Genomic DNA, 17,008 nt, shown 5'->3' on the forward strand with positions numbered 1-17,008 from the left:
ATCTGGACTTTTTTAGTATTGCAAATTACCTTACTTTCTTATAATCACTTTTTCCACAGCTTCCACAATTGCTTGATGGTTGAGCTTGTATTTTTCCATCAATTGTTCTGGTGTTCCACTTTCGCCAAAGCTATCGTTTACCGCTACAAACTCTTGTGGTTTTGGATTATTCAACGCTAAAACTCTAGCTACACTTTCGCCTAATCCACCTAAGATATTATGTTCTTCAGCCGTTACCACGCAACCTGTTTTAGCTACTGATTTTAAAATGGCAGCATCGTCCAATGGTTTAATAGTGTGAATGTTGATGACTTCGGCAGAAATGCCTTTGGCTTCCAAAGCTTCTGCTGCAATTAATGCTTCCCATACTAAATGTCCTGTAGCTACGATAGTAACATCGGTTCCTTCATTTAGTAAGATTGCTTTTCCAATGACAAAAGGTTCATCGGCAGGAGTGAAGTTAGGTACTACTGGACGACCAAAACGCAAATAGGCCGGACCGTGATGATCGGCTAGAGCAATAGTTGCTGCTTTGGTTTGGTTGTAATCACAAGTGTTAATTACTGTCATTCCAGGTAACATTTTCATTAAACCAATGTCTTCTAGAATTTGGTGTGTAGCACCATCTTCACCTAGTGTTAAACCAGCATGCGAAGCACATATCTTTACATTCTTATCAGAATAGGCTACTGATTGGCGAATTTGGTCGTATACTCTTCCAGTTGAAAAGTTGGCAAATGTTCCCGTAAATGGAATTTTTCCACCAATGGTTAAACCTGCTGCAATTCCAATCATATTGGCTTCTGCAATTCCGATTTGGAAAAAGCGTTCTGGATGGTTTTTCTTGAAATCGTCAAACTTTAATGAGCCGATTAAGTCGGCACAAAGCGCCACAACGTTTTCATTTTTTTGTCCTAGTTCGGTCATTCCTGCACCAAACCCTGAACGGGTATCTTTACTTCCTGTGTTGGTATATTTTTTCATTGTTTGTAGTTAATTTTATTTATTTTAAGTGTTGTGTTTATTTTTCCTTTTTTTGTTAATGTTAACTTCCCATAATAGTTATCATAACGGTTAAAAGTTATTGATGTAGGTAATCTGTTATTAGTAAATTCTAAATCTCTATTATCAAAAAAACCATGAGAGTAAAATTTTAAAACAGAGTCATGAAATATATAATCATTCTTCTGGTATTGTAATTCATAAAATCCTAAATTTTTTCTCTTTTTACTTTGTTTAAACTTCTCAATTTTTAGTTTGTTAGTACTACTATCTATTTCAATTGATGAATATTCATATTTAATTTTTTTATTAAAAGCGAAAGGGTAATAACTACTATATTTTCTAGAATCTATGTAATCAAAAGTTACTATATCATTTAAATTGGTTAAATTATAATGATGAGATTCATTTTTTTTTAAATCATGTATGTAACCTGTAATCCCATCTGAATTACTATAGCCATAAAAAAAATAATTGCTATCTAACGAATTGACAAAAAAGAAAATAACGTTATTTTTATTGCTTTTGTACTCATAAAAACTATCAAAACTATATTCCTGACTATATGTAGCAAGACCAAAACCCAAAAACAGCACTAAAAATAGCTTCCTCATATCATTATTCTCTGAAAACTAAATCTTTTTTCTTTACGCTAAAATTGACATCGATAGCATTATCTAACACCAAACTTTGCTCAGATTTTATTTGACCACCTTTGTTTAATTTTATCCATGTTGGGATACTGTATCCATCAACTTTTATTTCTTCACAAAACAAAAAATGATGTTGCAGTATTTCTATTAATGGTTTTAAAACAGCAAATTCATATGGTTTTGATATAACTTCAATTTCATATTCCTTTTTTTTCTTTTTCTTATTGATATGTTTTATCATTAAAATTTTTGAAAACTGTCCAGCATTTTTAGATTCTTCAATGCTAATACAAGAGCAGTCAATGGAACAGTTATCAGGATTGAATCGTTTTGAATATAAATATTCGTAGTCTTTACTTTTCTTGATATCATCTATAGTGTAAACATGGGTTACATTCAAATTGTTATCTACCAAGTAAGCATCTAATTCATCATTCCAATTCCGATTAACAAAATAATAGGATGTATTATTTGAATTAAACAACACAGTAACTAAACGATTTCCAGTAAAGGCAACACTTGTTTCCTTGTATTGTATTAATCTATCAAAATGATATTCTTGACAAAGAACATTTTGACAAAAAAGAAAGAGTACTATGCCTATGAATTTAGTCATTCAATTAATAGTCTCCTAAAGTTTCAGCATTTTGTGCCAATCCTATTGCTAATTGTTCATCATTTGGTGCTTTTCCATGCCAAGCGTGAGTATGCATCATAAAATCAACGCCGTTACCCATAACGGTATGCAATAAAACACAAACTGGTTTTCCTTTTCCAGTTCGGCTTTTTGCTTCATTTAATCCTGCAATAATGGCTTCGATGTTATTGCCTTCGGTTACTTCCAAAACATCCCAATCGAATGCTTCGAACTTAGCTTTCAGATTACCCATGTTCAAAACATCATTGGTAGCACCATCAATTTGTTGTCCGTTGAAGTCAACTGTGGCAATAAGATTATCTACTTTTTTAGCCGAAGCATACATTATGGCTTCCCAGTTTTGTCCTTCTTGCAATTCGCCGTCGCCAGTTAGGGCATAAACTAAATTAGTATCCTTATTTAATTTTTTAGCTTGTGCCGCTCCAATCGCCACTGATAATCCTTGACCTAATGAACCTGCAGCCATTCGCACTCCTGGTAAGCCATCATGAGTAGTAGGATGACCTTGCAAACGTGAGTTTAGTTTTCTGAACGTAGCCAATTCGGCAACAGGGAAATAGCCACTACGAGCTAAAACGCTGTAGAAAACTGGAGAAATGTGACCGTTTGATAAGAAGAATACATCTTCGCCTTTACCATCCATGTCAAATCCTGGATTTCTTTTCAATACGTGTTGGTATAGTACCGTGAAAAATTCGGCACAGCCCAAAGAACCACCCGGATGTCCCGAGTTTACGGCATGTACCATGCGAAGAATGTCTCTTCGTACTTGTGTTGTAAAATCTTGTAAGTGTTGTGTGTTAGACATTATAAATAGTTAAAAATTATATGCCGTCAAAAGTAATTCTAATTTTAAAGGATGGCAAATGATTTTATCACAAGTTATTAATAATACGATGTTTCTAGTTTAAGCATTTATTGGTGTTAATTAGTTTTATGTTTTTCTGATAAAAACCAATTAATCCTTTTGGGTGTAATTCGATTTCCAAACTTTTTTCAACCGCATAGCAACATAGATTTTGTAAATTATGAAAGACGTTTCACTTAATTCAAGAAAACCATAACTATGGGAACCCAATAATTGGGCTATGCCGGTCTTTCTTTCTATGTGTTTTTTGTTAAATCAATAATTGAAATTTCTGTTAATTACACCCAACGACTAGATTAAGCTTTGAAATTATAAAAATTCAAAACTAGCTGAGTTAAAATGTATTTAAGACACAAGTTACTATTTAGTTTTATTCGTCTGCTTTGTTCTTCAATGTCATCAAAAGTGTGTATGCTCCTTTTGTTACGATGATTTTATTTAAAAACTGTTCATTTTCTAAAATTTCTATAAAACCATTTTCAGCACTACCTGTCTTAACTTCAGTCATATCAAATTGGTTTTTATTGTTAACAATAAAAATATATTCTTTGCCTTCAAAATTGACTACAGCTTCACTCGGTATTGTTAGGACATCATTGCTTTTTATTTCAATATCCGCATTCATATACATTCCGGGTAATAATGTTTTGTCATAATCTTCAAAATGGCAATGCACATCGGCTGAGTGTTCCTCTGCTGATAGGTCTTTGCTTATCAAAAGTATTTCGCAGGGGTGTTTTTTTTCAGGTTGGTTGTTAGTATAGGCCACGAGTTTTTGTCCAATGGATAATTTGGTAATATCTTTTTCAAATATTTTCAAATTCAAATGTATATCGGCAGGATTTATTAACTCAAATAACACATCGGATGGATTTACATATTTTCCAATATTGACATTTACTTTGGAAACAAATCCATTTATAGGAGCATAAATATTCACACTTTTTGAAATGTTTTTTTCCGAAAGTGTATTTGGATTGACATTGATTAATCGTAGTTTTTCCGCCAAAGCACTAGCAGTAATTCGCAGTGTTTTATATTCAGTTTCTGCCAGTTGATACACTTTATCGCTGCTGGCTTGACTTTGGTTTAACTCTTTTTGGCGTTCGTATTCTTTTTCAGCAAAATGCAAACGTGATTTGGTTGTTAAATATTCTTGTTGCAGTTGCACATATTGTTGGTCTTCCATAGTGGCAATTATCTCTCCTTTTACGAAGTGTAACCCCGGTAAAAGCTTGGTTGTTTTTAAATAACCACCCAAAGGCATGCTGACTGATACCATATTTTGTGGAGGAACATCTATTTTTCCCGTTACTTTTAAGGTAGAAGAAATACTCCTTTTTTCGAGTTTCCCCGTTTCGATATTGGCATTTTTTAATTGCGCATCAGAAAGTGTAACCCTATTGTTGTTTAGTACTTGGGCATCTGCATTTTGTTCTTCTTTTTTGGAATTACATCCAATAAGAATTAGAAATGATAAAATTATAGTGAATGTATGTCGCATTTTATTGTTGTTTTGAAGTAAGGTAATTAAGTTGAATAATTGTATCGCTATGCTTGATTAAAGTATCAATATAGTTGTTTCGGATATCAATGCTTTGGTTGGTCAATACTACCCAGTCCAAATAATTTATATCGCCATTATAAAATTGTTTATTGGCAGTTTCCATAATTATTTTGGCATTTGGCAGTCCTGTTTTTTCATAATAATCCAGTTTTTCCAGATTTATATTCAGTTGTGCAATGGCATTTTTATATTCCATTTCCAGACTTGCTTTCTCTTTTTGATACTCATTTTCGGCGATGTCTTCGGCTATTTTTGCTGCTGCCATTTTTGCTTTTTGTGAACCACCTAAAATAGGAATTCCCAACCCGAGTTGTGCTGATTGAAATCTTTCTGATTTATCATAAAAAACATTATCAGCACCAGTTCCGGTAATTGATCCATTGTTGTAACCTAAAGTAATACTGGGCAATAATTTTGACTTTTCTAATTTTGAAGTAGCCAAACTTACTTTCTTTTGTTGCTCTAAAACTTTCAGATTTGGATGTTGTTTTACTAAAGTACTATCGATTGTTTTGTCTATTGTCAATACTAAATCTTCCGTTTTTAGTTCATACTCGGTTTCGGAATTCAGAAGCAGTTGAAATTGACTTTTCAAAACCTCTTTTTCTTGCTGCAACTGAATTAATTGTAATTTTATGTTTCCTCGTTGGGTTTCGGCAGTTGTTTTTTCAAGAATATTGCTTTCTCCTTTTTTAAATCGAAGCATGGATTTTTTTAAAAACTCAGCAAATAGGGTGTCACTTTTTTGAAGTAGTTTTTCTTTTTCATTTAAATAGACTAATGAATAAAAAGTTTGTGAAACTACCTTTTTTAGTTCGTTTTCTTTCAGTTTCAACGTTAATGATGCCGTTTTCCATTCTTCCGTAAATAAGCTTTTTTGTCTGCTATAAATGGTGGGGAAGTTGAAGGTTTGTGAAATTCCAATGCGATTATCGTTGTAATAACTGTTAATTTGACCATAATCGGCTATGATATTCGTAGCTGGTAAATTATGAGCCGACTTGATTAGCTTTTCTTGGTAATTGGCTTTGAGACTTTCACTTTTTATCGAAGCGTTGTTTTTTAAAGCTATGTCAAATGCGGTTTGTAATGTTATAGGAGTTTGTGCATTAGTGTTTACATAAGAAAGCAATAGCAATAACATTATTATGGTTTTATTTTTTTTGAATGGATTGAAGCTTATTCCTTTTTCAAAAATAACATATAAAATGGGTAGTACAAACAACGTAAGGAATGTGGCAATCATCAATCCACCAATAACAACTGTGGCTAATGGTCGTTGTACTTCGGCACCAGCGCCATTACTGATGGCCATAGGTAAGAAACCTAATGATGCTACAAAAGCAGTCATCAACACGGGACGCAAACGCACTTTGGTACCCATTATAACAATTCTGTGTAAATCGGTCATTCCTTCAGATTTTAATTGGTTAAATTCCGTTATTAATACAATTCCGTTTAGCACCGCAACACCAAATAATGCAATAAATCCAACGCCAGCACTGATGCTAAACGGCATGCCTCTTAGTGCTAAAAAGAAAATCCCTCCAATAGCAGAAAGTGGAATAGCAGAGTAAATCAACAAGCCTTGTTTCACGGAATTGAATGCAAAAAAGAGCAGTAAAAATATCAGCAATAAGGATACTGGCACGGCAATCATCAAGCGGTCTTTGGCTTTATTCAAGTTTTCAAATGCTCCGCCATAGGTTGTATAATACCCTGTGGGATATTGAATTGATTTATCTGCTTTTTGTTGTAATTCAGTTACGATGCTTTGCACATCACGACCTCTAACATTGAAACCCACAACGATTCTTCGTTTAGCGTCTTCTCGTTGAATTTGATTTGGACCGTTTTTGATATCAACATCAGCCAGTTGCGATAGTGGAATTTGTGTTCCTTGTGGCGTTGGAATTAATAGGTTTTTAACATCTTCAATATCTTTACGCTGATTGGTATTCAATCTAACAACCAAATCAAATCGCTTTTCGCCTTCAAAAACTAATCCCGTACTTTGTCCAGCAAAAGCGGTATTGACGACTTTATTTATTTCTTCAATATTGAGGTTGTACTGAGCAATTATTGGTCGGTTATACGCAATAACTACTTGAGGTAATCCTGTAATAGGTTCAATAAAAAGATTTTGTGTTCCTTCTATTGTATTTACAATCTTACCTAATTTTTGTGCATAGACTGCTAATGTGTCTAAGTTTTCTCCAAATATTTTGCACACTACATCTTGTCGGGCACCAGTCATCAATTCATTGAAACGCATTTGAACTGGATATTGAAATCCTGCAGTAATTCCGGGAACATCCTCTAGTGCTTTCCCCATTTTTTCTGCCATTTCATCAAAGGTTTCTGCCGAAGTCCATTCGCTTTTATCTTTCATAATCACCATCATATCGCTGGCTTCCATTGGCATAGGATCGGTTGGAACTTCGCCACTTCCAATTTTTGTTACTACTTTTTCTACCTCTGGAAATTGGGTTTTCAAGATGTGAGCTGCTTTTTGTGTACTCTCAATTGTAGTGGTTAAATTACTTCCCGTTAAAACACGAGTATCAACGGCAAAGTCACCTTCTTCTAGCGCCGGAATAAATTCACCTCCGAGAAAGCCAAGGGTTATTATGGCTAGTACAAATAAGGTTACCACAGAAGCGATAATAGTTTTTGGATAATTGAGTACTTTTTGCAGTAAGTGCTGGTATTGAATTTCAATTTTAATCATTATTCTATCCGAAAGATTGGCTTTGTGTTTCACTTTTTTGCTTAAAAATAAAGCACTCATCATAGGAATATAGGTTAATGATAAAAGGAAAGCTCCCAATAAGGCAAAGGCTACCGTCTGTGCCATAGGCTTAAACATTTTACCCTCAATGCCTTCTAAAGTAAAAATAGGAAGGTACACGATAAGGATAATGATTTGTCCAAAAACAGCACTGTTCATCATTTTACTAGCGGAACTTTCCACTTCCTTGTCCATTTTCTTTTGAGATAGTAATTCGACAGTTTTAAATTTTTTACTATGCGTTAATTGGTGCATCACGGCTTCTACTATAATGACCGCACCGTCAACAATTAATCCAAAATCTAATGCTCCTAAACTCATCAGATTTCCACTTACTCCGAAGGTATTCATTAGAATAATAGCAAATAACATGGATAATGGGATAACCGATGCAACAATTAATCCTGCTCTTAAATTCCCAAGGAAGAGGACTAAAACAAAAATTACAATTAATGCTCCTTCTAATAAGTTTTTTTCTACCGTTCCAATGGCATTGTTAACCATTTTGGTTCGGTCAAGAAACGGCTCAATAACTACACCTTCGGGTAGTGTTTTTTGAATTTGGACTATACGTTCTTTTACATTTTTTATGACATCGCTACTGTTGGCTCCTTTAAGCATCATGACCACAGCGCCAGCAACTTCGCCTTCGTCGTTATAGGTCATTGCTCCATATCGTGTGGCAAAACCTATTTTTACTTCTGCCACATCTCTAAGAAATAATGGTGTTCCTGTAGGAGTGGATTTTATGGCAATATTTGAAATATCTTCTACAGTACCAATCAGCCCTTCGCTTCTTATAAATAATGAAGTTGCTCCTTTTTCTATGTAAGAACCGCCAGTATTTTGGTTGTTCTTTTCAACAGCCGAAAAGATATCACTAATGGTTAGTCCATAGGATTGTAATTTATTTGGATTTACAGCAATTTCATATTGTTTTAATTTTCCGCCAAAACTACTTACTTCGGCAACACCTTTAACACCGAGCAATTGTCTTCTGACAATCCAATCCTGAATGGTTCTTAATTCGGTTTCATCGTATTTTTTTTCATATCCTTTTTTTGGACGAACTACATACTGGTAAATTTCGCCAAGACCTGTAGAAACGGGTCCAAGTTCTGGAACTCCAATACCTTGAGGGATTTCGGTTTGTACTTTTTGTAATCGCTCTGCCACTTGTTGTCTTGCCCAATAAATATCTGTTTCATCATCAAAAACAATAGTTACTAATGATAATCCAAATCGGGAAAAACTTCTTATTTCTTTTAATCCAGAAATATTATTATTGGCTTGTTCAATTGGGAAAGTGACCAATCTTTCAATATCGGTCGCACCAAATGAAGGTGCTATTGTAATGACTTGCACCTGATTATCAGTAATATCAGGCACAGCGTCAATGGGTAATTTAGTAGTTTGATAAATGCCATAACCCACTAAGGCAACTACCATAAGTCCAACAATCAGTTTATTATTGATGGAGAACGCTATAATTTTATTTAGCATAGAGATACATGTTAGTTAATTTGAATTTGAAAACTATAAATCCGCAAACAAAGAGGTATTTACGGATTTTTAGAAAAAAATAAACTAACAAAGTTTTGGAGGTTGCCAAATAGTATTTAAATAGATACTGATAGTAAATTCAGCTTGATATTTATGTGTGTGCTTTCTACTTATTGAAGGATTAATCTTTGCCAAACTGTATTTTTGTTCGGGGATTAATGAAACAAAATTTTGACTATTACAACCATCATGAGTTTTGAAAGGCAGTTTCATGTCATTGTCATAATCATCATCTTGTACTTCTCCATGGGCATAATGGATGCATAAAAATTCCCAAAGGGAAATAGTTGGAGTTTCTTTCTTATGACTATCGAAATGTTCAAACACGGCTGGAAGTCTCAACAACTCATGAAATTCAGTTGTCGAAAATAAATAAAGCAATAAAAACGCTAGTGCCAGACTTCGCTTGATCATATTGGTACTGATTATTAGATTTCAAAAATAACACATTAATTTTATCATTTTCAATAATGATTTCGGTTTTTGCTATAAAAAGAGGTACTTTAAAGAGATTTTAAATTGTAGAATAAAATACAACTTGTTAAATAAAATCATAATTCACAAAACCCAATTCACAATTCTTTTATCTTTGCCGTCCCGAAACATTGGGAATAAAATACCTATATGAAATTTGATTTACTAGCCAAAGACCCAAATTCAAGTGCCCGTGCCGGAAGTATTATTACGGATCATGGTGTGATTGAAACCCCTATATTCATGCCTGTTGGCACCGTTGCTTCGGTAAAAGGAGTGCATCAGCGTGAATTGAAAGAAGAAATTAATCCCGATATTATTCTTGGAAATACTTATCATTTATACTTGCGTCCGCAAACTGAAATTTTGGAAAAAGCCGGTGGTTTGCACAAGTTCATGAATTGGGATAGAAATATTTTAACCGATAGTGGTGGTTACCAAGTGTATTCTCTTTCGGCCAATAGAAAAATTAAAGAAGAAGGAGTAAAATTCAAATCACATATTGATGGTTCGTATCATGTGTTCACTCCCGAAAACGTTATGGAAATTCAGCGTACCATTGGTGCGGATATCATCATGGCATTTGACGAGTGTACGCCGTATCCTTGTGATTATCGTTATGCACAAAAATCGATGAAAATGACCCATCGATGGTTGGATCGTTGCATTAATCATTTGGAAAAAGTGCCAACAAAATATGGTTACGACCAAACTTTTTTCCCAATCGTTCAAGGAAGTACTTATAAAGATTTGCGTCAACAATCGGCGGAATATATTGCCAATGCTGGAGCAGAAGGTAATGCTATTGGAGGATTATCTGTAGGTGAACCTGCCGAAGAAATGTATGCCATGACCGAAGTAGTTACGGCTATTTTGCCTCAGGACAAACCACGTTATCTAATGGGTGTTGGAACTCCAATTAATATTTTAGAAAATATTGCTCTAGGAATTGATATGTTTGATTGTGTGATGCCTACACGAAATGCTCGTAACGGAATGCTGTTTACGGCACATGGTACTATTAATATTAAAAATAAAAAGTGGGAAGATGACTTTTCTCCAGTAGATGAAATGGGACACACTTTTGTGGATACCGAATATACGAAAGCGTATTTGCGTCATTTGTTTGCTGCTAATGAATATTTGGGGAAACAAATAGCTACCATTCACAACTTGGGGTTTTATATGTGGTTGGTTCGTGAGGCAAGAAAACATATCTTAGCAGGAGATTTCAGAACTTGGAAAGATATGATGGTGAAACAAATGAGTCAACGTCTTTAATTGTTTGTAGTTTTTAGTTTGTGGTTTGTTGTTGAACCATGAACAATAAACCATAAACCATAAACTTTATTAATGTTAACTATACTCGACAAATACATTCTCAAACGCTACTTAGGAACATTCACTGTAATGTTGCTGATGTTTATTCCTATTGGGATAGTGATTGACGTGTCTGAAAAAGTCAATAGAATGATTGAGAATAAAGTGCCTTTTGCCAGTATTGCTCGTTATTATTTGGACTTTACCATTTATTTTGCCAATTTATTATTTCCTATTTTTCTGTTCTTATCGGTAATTTGGTTTACTTCCAAATTAGCCAATAATACTGAGATTATTGCCATTTTAAGTTCGGGAATTTCTTTTACAAGATTTTTACGTCCTTATATTATAGGAGCAACTATAGTATCTGTTTTTGCCTTGATAATGAGTGTTTTTTTAGTTCCAAGTGCTAGTGCGGGTTTTAAAAACTTTAGGTATACCTATCTTATCGGTGGTGGTCAAAGTGAGATGCGAGACAATACGGATGTGTTTCGACAAATCAGTAAAGACGAATATATTTTTGTGAGTAACTTTAATGAAATTTCAAAAATGGCCTTTAATTTTTCCATGGAGAAATTTGATAAAGACAAGTTGCAATACAAACTCATCGCCAGTCGGATAAAGTGGAATGAAAAGGAAAAGAATTACACACTTTATAATTATACCAAAAGGAAAGTAGGAGCATTTGGTGATATTATTGAGTCGGGTGAAACAAAGGATACGGTTTTTAACTTTGATTTAGAAGATTTAACTCCTGTAGTTTATATTGCGGAAACATTGCCTTTAAATGAATTGCATAAGTTCATTGATAAAGAAAAATTGCGTGGGTCTTCGAATATAAATGTGTATTTGGTGGTATTATATAAAAAATATAGTATTCCTATTTCAGCCTTTATCCTCACTATCATAGCGGTATCAGTGTCTTCCATGAAACGTCGTGGTGGAATGGGATCAAATTTGGCCATTGGAATTATTCTAGCTTTTGCTTTCGTTTTTTTGGATAAAGTTTTTGGTGTTTTAGCCGAAAAATCAACTGCACCACCATTGTTGGCTGTTTGGACACCTAATATTGTTTTTGGGATTTTAGCTATTTACCTTCTCCGCAATGCTAAACGATAACCTCAAAAGTTACCTTCATCTTCATTTAATTGTTTTTATTTGGGGATTTACCGCTGTTTTAGGAGCATTAATTACACTAGATGCGTTACCATTAGTTTGGTTTCGAATGCTTTTTGCTGTTGGTTTTATAGTCATTTACATTTGGTACAAAAAAATGCCAATCAAAATTTCTACTAAAACGGCACTACAATTTTTAATTGCCGGATTTATCATTGCCTTGCATTGGTTTACCTTTTTTAGAGCGATTAAAATTTCTAATATTTCCATCACCTTAGCTTGTCTTTCGACTGGTGCTTTTTTTACGTCATTGCTGGAACCCATTTTGTATGGAAAGAAAATTGTGTTTTATGAAGTGTTTTTTGGAATGCTCGTGATAGTTGGATTGTATATTATTTTCAATGTAGAAGGGAATTATTTTTGGGGAATTTTGACTGCTTTGACTTCTGCTTTTCTCTCGGCTTTGTTTGCTGTAATAAATAGCAAGTTTGTTAAAACACACGATGCTACCGTTATTTCCTTTTATGAACTTAGTGGTGGTGTTATTTTTTTTACGCTATTGTTGATAATGACCAACAGTTTTTCGTCTAATTTCTTTGTGCTTTCAGCTAAGGATTTCATGTATTTGTTGATTTTAAGTTCGGTTTGTACCGCTTATGCATTTATTGCTTCTACTTCCATCATGAAATTTTTGACGCCCTACACGGTGATGCTTACCATTAATTTAGAACCCATTTATGGAATTATTTTAGCCGTTTTAGTTTTTCAGGAAAAGGAAAAAATGAGTTTTGAATTTTATATTGGAGCATTCATTATTTTGCTTACCGTACTTTTAAATGCCATACTAAAAAGTAGAAAAGTAAAATTAAATTGATGTTACTTTTAGGTTAACATTTGTTTAAAACTAATCCCTAAAAAGTGCTTTTTATCACAATATAAAATTTTATATTTGCTATTCGATTTAACAAAACAAACAACCCTATGGAATATTTGGATTTTGAACTTCCAATCAAAGAATTAGAAGATCAACTCGATAAATGTCAGATAATCGGTGCCGAATCTAATGTTGATGTCACCGCAACTTGCAAGCAAATTGAAAAGAAATTAGAAGAAACCAAAAGAAAAATATACAAAAACCTAACGGCTTGGCAACGAGTGCAATTATCTCGTCATCCTAACAGACCTTACACGTTAGAGCATATCACCAATTTGACTAATGGTACTTTCTTAGAAATGTTTGGCGACAGAAATTTCAAAGATGATAAAGCTATGATAGGTGGATTGGGTAGAATTGATGGTCAATCTTTTATGCTTATCGGACAACAAAAAGGAATTAATACCAAGATGCGTCAGTTGCGTAATTTTGGTATGGCCAATCCTGAAGGGTATAGAAAAGCATTACGACTAATGAAAATGGCGGAGAAATTCAATATTCCTGTAGTGACCTTGATTGATACTCCTGGAGCATATCCTGGATTAGAAGCGGAAGAACGCGGACAAGGAGAAGCCATTGCTAGAAATATTTTTGAAATGTGCCGACTTAAAGTGCCTATTATTTGTGTTATTGTTGGCGAAGGTGCTTCTGGTGGTGCCTTGGGAATAGGTGTAGGCGATAGAGTATTGATGATGGAAAACACCTGGTATTCTGTAATTTCTCCTGAATCATGTTCTTCTATTTTGTGGAAAAGTTGGGAGTACAAAGAACAAGCTGCTGAGGCTTTGAAATTGACATCCACTGATATGAAAAAGCAAAAATTAGTTGACGATGTTATTCCTGAACCACTTGGTGGAGCGCATTACGATAAAGAAACTACATTCAAAACTGTAAAGCAATATATTATGAAAGCTTTTAATGAATTAAAGGATTTATCAACAGAAGAATTAGTGGCGCAAAGGATGGACAAATACAGTAAGATGGGCGAGTATAAGGAGTAAAATCTTATAAAATAATAGTAAGCCGTCTCGTCAACAACGAGGCGGTTTTTTTATGGTTATCAACAAAAAACCTAAACTTATGAACATTGATTTTGAATAACTCAATTCCAATAATTTTTATAAAATAGTTACTTTCGTTACATGGAAAATCTCAGAAATATAAACCCCATTAAAGTAGATAAAACTGCTATTATTAACCTAGAAAAAGGGAAACTACCGCCACAAGCGCTCGATCTTGAGGAAGCTGTGCTTGGTGCCATGATGATTGATAAAAAAGGAGTAGATGAGGTTATTGATATTTTGCAGCCAGATGCCTTTTACAAAGAAGCACACAAGCATATTTTTGAAGCTATTTTTCAGTTATTCACAGACTCTCAACCTATTGACTTATTAACAGTCTCGGCACAGTTAAAAAAGACCGCTAAGTTAGATTTGGCTGGAGGTGATTTTTACCTCATTCAACTTACGCAAAAGATATCCTCTTCGGCACATATTGAGTTTCATTCTAGAATTATTTTGCAAAAATATATTCAACGGAGCTTGATAAAAATATCTTCGGAAATCATTGAAGAGTCCTATGATGAAACGACTGATGTTTTTGATTTGCTAGATAAAGCGGAAACCAAACTGTATGAAGTTACTCAGGGGAATATCAAACGAAGTTCAGAAACGGCGCAAAGTTTAGTAATTCAGGCCAAAAAGCGAATTGAAGATATTGCCAACAAAGAAGGAATGAGTGGAATAGCTACTGGTTTTGACAAGTTGGATAAAATAACTTCGGGTTGGCAGCCGAGTGATTTAATTATCATTGCTGCTCGTCCGGGTATGGGTAAAACAGCGTTTGTATTATCGATGGCACGCAACATGGCCATTGATTTTGGACATCCTGTAGCGTTGTTTTCGTTGGAGATGTCTTCGGTGCAGTTGATTACTCGTTTGATTTCCTCGGAAACTGGTTTGCCTTCGGAGAAACTGCGAACTGGTAAATTAGAGAAACATGAATGGGAACAGCTCTCTACCAAAGTAAAAGATTTAGAAAAAGCACCTTTGTATATTGATGATACACCTTCATTATCCATTTTCGATTTAAGAGCTAAAGCGCGACGTTTGTCATCACAACATGGTATTAAGTTAATTATTGTTGATTATCTTCAACTGATGACTGCTGGTGGAAGTAATGGTAAAGGTGTTGGAAATCGTGAACAAGAAATTTCTACTATTTCTCGAAATTTAAAGGCTTTGGCCAAAGAACTCGAAGTTCCAGTAATTGCCTTGTCACAATTATCACGTGCTGTAGAAACTCGTGGTTCTAGTAAACGACCTTTACTTTCTGACCTTCGTGAGTCGGGTGCGATTGAGCAAGATGCTGATATTGTATCGTTTATCTATCGTCCAGAATATTATAAAATTGATGAATGGGATGATGAAGACCAGTCCCCAACAGCTGGTCAAGCTGAATTTATTATAGCCAAGCACAGAAATGGTTCTCTTGAAAATGTGAGATTGAAATTCATTGGAAGTCTCGGAAAATTTGACAATCTAGAAGATCATGGAAGTGCATTTGATGATTTACCATCGAAAATGAACCATGATGATAATCCATTTATGACTAAAAACTTGCCATCGGCAAATGAAGCTTTTGGAAGTAATATCAATAGTAATGATGATGACAGCGATGTTCCTTTTTAAAATACAATCCCGAGCAATCGGGATTTTTTTATGTTTTTGTTCACAGTAAAACTATTATCTTTGGGATATAATTTTACTAAAAATGTTTAAAAAGTCTCTTTATATTTTTCTATTATTAATTTCCTTTTCCATTAAGGCTAATTTTATTTTGTTGCCCATGGATGAAACTACCCAAAAAAATCATTTAAAAGCTTATGGAATTACCTATTGGGCTTTGGATAAACAATATAAAGCGAGTTGGTTGTTAAACTATCGTGGTGGTTCATTCCTTTTGCCCGATATTCCAGAAATTAGAAAAGAATGCCAAATTAGAGGCGTTAGTTTTGAGATTGTATCAGATGCAGAAATGCAATCTATTTTGGCAGATATTTCCAGTCCGTCACAAAATATGGAAACGGTAGTTTTGGAAAAAGCACCAAAGATTGCGGTGTATTCACCACCAGGAAAGCAACCTTGGGATGATGCCGTAACAATGGTGTTGACGTATGCCGAAATTCCTTTTAAAGTGGTATATGATGAAGAAGTTTTGAGTGATCAACTGCTTTTATACGATTGGTTGCATTTGCATCACGAAGATTTTACTGGACAATATGGTAAATTTTATGGTGCTTACAGAAATGCTCCTTGGTATATTGAACAAAAGAAAGAAGCTGAAGCCTTAGCTGCCAAATTAGGTTTTACAAAAGTGTCAGAAGATAAGTTAGCGGTTGCCAAAAAGATTCGAGATTTCGTGATTGGTGGTGGATTTATGTTTGCTATGTGCTCTGCGACTGATAGTTTTGACATTGCACTTTCAGCAGAAGGATTGGATATTTGCGAACCCATGTTTGATGGAGACGATAGCGACCCTAATTATCAATCAAAAATTGACTATTCTAAAACTTTTGCCTTCAAAAATTTTATTTTAGAAAGAAGACCAGAGCGATATGAGTTTTCGGATATTGATATGACTGAAAAACGTCGAATTCCTTTTGAGAAAGACTATTTCACCTTAATGGAATTTTCAGCCAAATGGGATGTCATTCCAACGATGTTGTGTCAAAATCATACCCAATTGGTGAAAGGTTTTATGGGACAAACTACTTCTTTTGATAGTAATTTAATAAAATCGAATGTATTGATTTTAGGTAAAAATGAATTGAATGATGAAGCACGTTACATTCACGGACAAAAAGGAAAAGGATTTTTCACTTTTTATGGTGGTCACGATCCTGAGGATTATCAGCATAGAGTAGGAGATGAACCTACTGTTTTAGACTTACATCCAAATTCTCCGGGTTTTAGATTGATATTGAATAATGTTTTGTTTCCAGCAGCGAGAAAGAAACCACAAAAAACGTAGTTTTTAAAATTCCAATAAAAAAATCCCAAA

At 34.3% G+C, this 17,008-nt stretch carries 13 protein-coding genes; 6 read left to right on the forward strand and 7 right to left on the reverse strand.

Annotated elements, in window-relative coordinates; all coding sequences use genetic code 11:
• Window positions 1-30 precede the first annotated feature (30 nt).
• From ACSVH2_RS07925 to ACSVH2_RS07955, 7 genes are all read right to left on the reverse strand, one after another.
• The gene (locus tag ACSVH2_RS07925; protein WP_438092629.1) at window positions 31-984 is read right to left on the reverse strand and encodes a transketolase family protein; all 954 of its coding nucleotides are present in this window, start codon (window positions 982-984) and stop codon (window positions 31-33) included.
• On the reverse strand, window positions 981-1,616 hold the full coding sequence (locus ACSVH2_RS07930) for a hypothetical protein (protein WP_438092630.1): 636 nt from the start codon (window positions 1,614-1,616) through the stop codon (window positions 981-983). The genes ACSVH2_RS07925 and ACSVH2_RS07930 overlap by 4 nt, the downstream gene beginning before the upstream one ends.
• A gap of 4 nt (window positions 1,617-1,620) precedes the next feature.
• Window positions 1,621-2,271 carry a hypothetical protein gene (locus ACSVH2_RS07935; RefSeq protein ID WP_438092631.1) on the reverse strand — a complete coding sequence of 217 codons (651 nt, stop codon included), beginning with the start codon at window positions 2,269-2,271 and terminating at the stop codon, window positions 1,621-1,623.
• 4 nt (window positions 2,272-2,275) lie between these two features.
• Window positions 2,276-3,121: a transketolase gene (locus ACSVH2_RS07940; protein ID WP_438092632.1), complete on the reverse strand. Its 846-nt coding sequence runs from the start codon at window positions 3,119-3,121 to the stop codon at window positions 2,276-2,278.
• A 430-nt stretch (window positions 3,122-3,551) separates the two neighbouring features.
• Entirely contained in the window at window positions 3,552-4,685 is a 1,134-nt protein-coding gene (locus ACSVH2_RS07945) for an efflux RND transporter periplasmic adaptor subunit (protein WP_438092633.1), read from the reverse strand.
• Between the two features lies 1 nt (window position 4,686).
• A complete protein-coding gene (locus tag ACSVH2_RS07950; RefSeq protein WP_438092634.1) occupies window positions 4,687-9,042 on the reverse strand; it encodes a CusA/CzcA family heavy metal efflux RND transporter in 4,356 nt (1,451 codons plus the stop codon).
• Window positions 9,043-9,126: 84 nt separating this feature from the next.
• Window positions 9,127-9,516 carry a hypothetical protein gene (locus ACSVH2_RS07955; RefSeq protein WP_438092635.1) on the reverse strand — a complete coding sequence of 130 codons (390 nt, stop codon included), beginning with the start codon at window positions 9,514-9,516 and terminating at the stop codon, window positions 9,127-9,129.
• A 210-nt stretch (window positions 9,517-9,726) separates the two neighbouring features.
• Between ACSVH2_RS07955 and tgt the strand changes: the two genes are divergently transcribed.
• From tgt to ACSVH2_RS07985, 6 genes are all read left to right on the forward strand, one after another.
• Window positions 9,727-10,857: a tRNA guanosine(34) transglycosylase Tgt gene (gene tgt / locus ACSVH2_RS07960; protein WP_438092636.1), complete on the forward strand. Its 1,131-nt coding sequence runs from the start codon at window positions 9,727-9,729 to the stop codon at window positions 10,855-10,857.
• A gap of 72 nt (window positions 10,858-10,929) precedes the next feature.
• On the forward strand, window positions 10,930-12,015 hold the full coding sequence (locus tag ACSVH2_RS07965) for an LptF/LptG family permease (protein WP_438092637.1): 1,086 nt from the start codon (window positions 10,930-10,932) through the stop codon (window positions 12,013-12,015).
• On the forward strand, window positions 12,002-12,886 hold the full coding sequence (locus ACSVH2_RS07970; protein ID WP_438092638.1) for a DMT family transporter: 885 nt from the start codon (window positions 12,002-12,004) through the stop codon (window positions 12,884-12,886). Before ACSVH2_RS07965 ends, ACSVH2_RS07970 begins: the two co-directional genes overlap by 14 nt.
• Before the next feature lie 107 nt (window positions 12,887-12,993).
• The gene (locus ACSVH2_RS07975) at window positions 12,994-13,947 is read left to right on the forward strand and encodes an acetyl-CoA carboxylase carboxyltransferase subunit alpha (RefSeq protein ID WP_438092639.1); all 954 of its coding nucleotides are present in this window, start codon (window positions 12,994-12,996) and stop codon (window positions 13,945-13,947) included.
• Between the two features lie 141 nt (window positions 13,948-14,088).
• Window positions 14,089-15,636, forward strand: coding sequence for a replicative DNA helicase (dnaB, locus tag ACSVH2_RS07980; RefSeq protein WP_438092640.1), 1,548 nt, complete (start codon window positions 14,089-14,091; stop codon window positions 15,634-15,636).
• A gap of 82 nt (window positions 15,637-15,718) precedes the next feature.
• Window positions 15,719-16,978 (forward strand): asparagine synthetase B, encoded by a 1,260-nt coding sequence (locus ACSVH2_RS07985; protein WP_438092641.1) that lies wholly within the window; start codon window positions 15,719-15,721, stop codon window positions 16,976-16,978.
• Window positions 16,979-17,008 lie beyond the last annotated feature (30 nt).

Source organism: Flavobacterium sp. RSB2_4_14, from assembly GCF_051547085.1.
Classification (GTDB): Bacteria; Bacteroidota; Bacteroidia; order Flavobacteriales; family Flavobacteriaceae; genus Flavobacterium.